General features: G+C 37.6%; 3 protein-coding genes and 1 tRNA gene. 3 read left to right on the plus strand and 1 reads right to left on the minus strand.

The window, feature by feature from the left end; genetic code table 11:
* Nucleotides 1-106: 106 nt before the first annotated feature.
* The 3 genes from CWB66_RS20250 (at nt 107) to rimI (ending at nt 1,052) form a co-directional block, all read left to right on the plus strand.
* Nucleotides 107-183: transfer RNA gene (locus CWB66_RS20250), tRNA-Trp, on the plus strand.
* 64 nt (nt 184-247) lie between these two features.
* A complete protein-coding gene (locus tag CWB66_RS20255; RefSeq protein ID WP_138586825.1) occupies nt 248-598 on the plus strand; it encodes a hypothetical protein in 351 nt (116 codons plus the stop codon).
* The gene (rimI, locus tag CWB66_RS20260; protein WP_138586827.1) at nt 585-1,052 is read left to right on the plus strand and encodes a ribosomal protein S18-alanine N-acetyltransferase; all 468 of its coding nucleotides are present in this window, start codon (nt 585-587) and stop codon (nt 1,050-1,052) included. The genes CWB66_RS20255 and rimI overlap by 14 nt, the downstream gene beginning before the upstream one ends.
* Before the next feature lie 14 nt (nt 1,053-1,066).
* On the opposite strand, the gene CWB66_RS20265 is transcribed toward rimI, so the two are convergent.
* Nucleotides 1,067-3,739, minus strand: a complete 2,673-nt coding sequence (locus CWB66_RS20265; RefSeq protein ID WP_138586829.1) for a hybrid sensor histidine kinase/response regulator — start codon at nt 3,737-3,739, stop codon at nt 1,067-1,069.
* Between the last annotated feature and the right edge of the window lie 459 nt (nt 3,740-4,198).

Below are 4,198 nucleotides of genomic sequence, written 5' to 3' on the forward strand. Positions count from 1 at the left end.
TTAGCATGCTAATTCGCCGTTTTGTTTATTTAAAAAGCAGTTGAACTAAAAGTGTGATTTTTCTCTTTACCTTTGGCGAAACTTCTCTATAATTCGTCGTCATTGCAGGGGCGTAGTTCCAATTGGTAGAACAGCGGTCTCCAAAACCGATGGTTGGGAGTTCGAGTCTCTCCGCCCCTGCCATTTCTCTTTACATCGTATTTATTAATTCTTATATTACCTTACTTACTAATTTCATCGAGTCGTTATGCATTCACGGTACGCAGCTGTTTTTGGTATTGAAAACCTCGAGTTAAATAAACACTTTAAACCAGCCGATACATTTCTAGCAGATAGTTTTTCTACAGATAATCTTTTAACAGATAGTCATGCACCTGACACAGTATCACAAAATAATGTGCTTGAGCCTATAGAGCTTTCTAGTCAGTTACTTGCAGATATTAAACGTGCAGCAGTCCCTATTGCTATTAATAGCGTTGTGCAAAGCGCTGAGGTGCAATTAAAAGGCGATCAGCTAGTACTTACAACACCACAGCTCAGCACGGCCGATAAGCGCGCTTTATGGGCTTTAATGAGTGAACACCTTGATAAACTTTAAATCAGTAGACAAAACCGCAATATCTCAATTAATGACTATCGAAACAGCATGTCATAGCCACCCGTGGACATTAAATACCATGGAGTCATGTATAGGCGGAAGGTACTTTAATGTAGCCGCGTTTGAAGATGAGAATATGGTTGGTTTTTATATTGGCGAAAAAGCAGGACCTGATTTTACGCTTATGGATATTTGTGTAATGCCAAGCCAACAAGGTAAGGGTATTGCTAAGCAGTTGTTAGCTCAGTTTATTGAATACGGTGAGCAACAAGACGCTGAAAACTTATTTTTAGAGGTACGCGAATCTAACACGCGCGCAATTGCCCTGTATGAACGCGCAGGCTTTATTGAAATGTCAGTGCGTAAAAACTATTACCCAAGCGACAACCCTGCAAAAAATGGCTTTGAAGACGCTATTTTAATGGGTATGGCATTAAGTTTAGGTTTTCAATAATACTATTTTTTGGCTTACAGCAGCTTGTTATTTGTATCTATTGAATGCTCTATTGCGGCTATTAAATTATTAACTAACTCATTTCGAGGGACCTTGTTATTGCTTTTTAGGTTATCCTCGAGCGCCCCTGCAGTTTGATAGATGTCGTCAAAATTAAAACACCCCGCACTGCCTTTTATACTATGCGCAACGCTGCGTAGTGCTTCCCAGTCATCAGAGTGTTGCAGTGCTTTTACTTCATTTAAATAGGTTGGCAAGTTAGCTAAATAGTTATCTGCAATTTGTTGGAATTTTTCACTTTTTAATAAACTATCCCATTTGTTTTGGTTATCTTTTTCAAGATGTAGGTAGCTTACCAATACGCTCTCTAGTGCGTCTTTGTCTATGGGTTTACCTAGGGCTTTATCGCAGCCTGCATTTAAATAAGTGTCTATATCATGGTTCATTACATTTGCAGTTAACGCGATGATAGGGCCATCATAAGCGGCATGGCGCAGCATTTTAGTGGCTTCTAATCCGCCCATAACCGGCATCTGCATGTCCATAATAATGAGTTGATAGTCGTTAACTAATGCCATTTCAACTGCTTGGGCACCATTGCTGGCAATATCAGGTTCAAGGCCCCACGTTTGTAAGAGTAGTTTTATTAATAGTTGATTATCAGGGTTGTCTTCGGCAACTAAAATATTGGCATCAAAATGATTGCTTGCAAATGATAGCAGCGGGTCTTTTTCAGGAGTCAGTTGGCTATGCTCTGTTAGTAATTCAAGTTCAGGCTTTTTCCCGCTTAAATGGCATGCCACGCTAATTGCAAATCGACTCCCTACACCAACTTCACTTTTTAAAACGACATCGCCACCAAGTAATTGCGCTAAGTTTTTAGAAATACACAATCCAAGTCCCGTGCCACCAAAGCGACGTGTTGTGGTTGCATCAGCTTGTTCAAAAGGCTTAAAAACGCGCTCTATTTGATGCTCCGACATGCCTATACCCGTATCTGTTACTACAAATTCGAGTGCTTTCTTTCGTGGATGATAGTGCACACAAATGGAGACGTTACCTTGTTCGGTAAATTTCACTGCGTTATTAGCTATATTTATGAGTATTTGTTTTAAACGAGTAATATCGCTGTATATAGTGCAAGGTAAGGGGAGGTTATAATTTATGGTTAGAGTGAGTTGTTTTTCTTGTGCTAATGGTTCAATAATCGATTTAATATCGTGCACTAGTTGCACGACGTTTATAGGCGCTTGATCTACAGCGAGCTTTTCTGCTTCTATTTTTGATAAATCTAAAATGTTATTAATTAGCTCTAATAAGTGCTTAGAGTTACGTAAAATAGTGCTTAAGTATTGCTTGTCGTTGGTTATTTTATCGTTATGCAATAGTTGCTCTGTAAAGCCCATAATAGCAGTCAATGGTGTGCGTATTTCATGGCTCATATTTGCCAAAAAGCGGCTTTTAAGTTGATTTGCTTGCTCTGCTTGTGTAATTGCAACTTCAAGTTGACTATTCATTGCCTCAAGTGCTTTAGTTCGGCTTTCTACTTTATCTTCTAGGTGATGTTTGTATTCTTCTACTTGTTCTTGATAGTGCCTTATTTGACTAACCATGTGATTAAAATCGTTAAATAACACACCCACTTCATCGTTCGTATGCGCGGGTAAAACGACTGCTAAATCACCGTCACCGACGCGATGACTGGCCACACCTAAAAGCTCAATAGGATTTAACAGTAAATTTCGAACAACCACAAAAATTAATATAGGTAAGGTGATCACCGAAATAATAACAATTAAACCGGTAATTAAACTAATGGCTTTACCCGATTGATAAAGTAGGGCTTTTGGAATGGTTGAAACATAATAATATCCTCCACTCATTTGCACCGCAAAAATCATACGTTCTATTTTATCAATGCTGGATAGCTCGATAGTCGAAAGTGTGCCTATATCAGCTAAATCATGAATTTTATTTAACTCATATTCACTAATGTATTGGCCACGCATACTGTAATCAGAACTAAATAATATTTTACCGTCTTTGGTGAGCAGTAAATTAAGCGTATTGTTATAAGGTGCTTCTAAAATACTGGTGTTAAGGATTGAAGGCTCAACATGTAAAACAATAAAACCTAGCTGTTGTGGGCGTTTTAAGTAGTAATCAACGCTGTAAATGCGCTGAATAAAGTACAGGTTAGTGGTGCCGTCGGATTCTTGTTCCATAAATTGTTGCTGGCTTAAATTACTCTGCAACACTTTATCCATAAAGGGATAGCTTTTAGGCGCTGTGGTTAAATTATTAGAATAGTAGGCGTCACTTTTTCCGCTGGCCGAAACCAAATTAATACTTATTATATCGGGATAGGCTTCACTGTAACTGGCAAATACATCCATTAATGCGCCTAGTCTACGCGTATAATTTCCATTGACATGCACATCATTTGCTAAAAAATCACTCAGTACAGGGGAGGTTGAAAGTAATTTGGTAGTGGAGTGAAAAGAATCAATGTAATTAAATACTTTTTGCTGTTGCTGCTCAACAAAGCGGCTCATAATAAGATCAGCTTGCTTTTGTGTTGAGTTAGTCACATTAGTAAGTGTAAAGCCACCTAAAAATAATAAAGGCAATATAACAAGTGGCGTTATATACCATAATAATCGAATGCTTAACTTACTGGTTTTCATGACCAAACTACTTATCCTCCATGCAATTTATCAATAATATGCGTAACCGCTATATTACACAAGTCTGTAGGTGTCTTGATGGCTAATTTCTATAACAAATTAAAGAAGCTTGTGTATAAATAATAGGGAGCTGTGAGGTGAACTTTGGCATTTTATTTTAGAACTCAGAGGCCTTGAATAAAAAGATCAGCTAATAACTAACCATTGATTGTTTATAAGGCCAAGATCAGCGAAAATAGTCTTCAATTACGATTAACATAACGGATCGCATGTGAAGAGCCAATTTGGGGCTTTTCTGATGGTATGTTGAGCTTTCGTGGTTGCAATTTAGCAATTTTATTAAAAACATGATTATTTTAGGGTATTAAATAACTCACTAACTACGTTAAAAATTATTCATAGAGAACAACTATATGTGTAATTTCGCCGTGTTATTGTGCTATTTTTTATCGCTATAAT

The organism is Pseudoalteromonas sp. S558 (genome assembly GCF_005886635.1).
In the GTDB taxonomy this organism is placed as follows: domain Bacteria; phylum Pseudomonadota; class Gammaproteobacteria; order Enterobacterales; family Alteromonadaceae; genus Pseudoalteromonas; species Pseudoalteromonas aliena.

Bases quoted from the DNA above. Each gene is read 5' to 3' on its own strand.
- CWB66_RS20265 (WP_138586829.1), bottom strand. From the start codon at position 3,739: ATGAAAACCAGTAAGTTAAGCATTCGATTATTATGGTATATAACGCCA.
- CWB66_RS20255 (WP_138586825.1), top strand. From the start codon at position 248: ATGCATTCACGGTACGCAGCTGTTTTTGGTATTGAAAACCTCGAGTTA.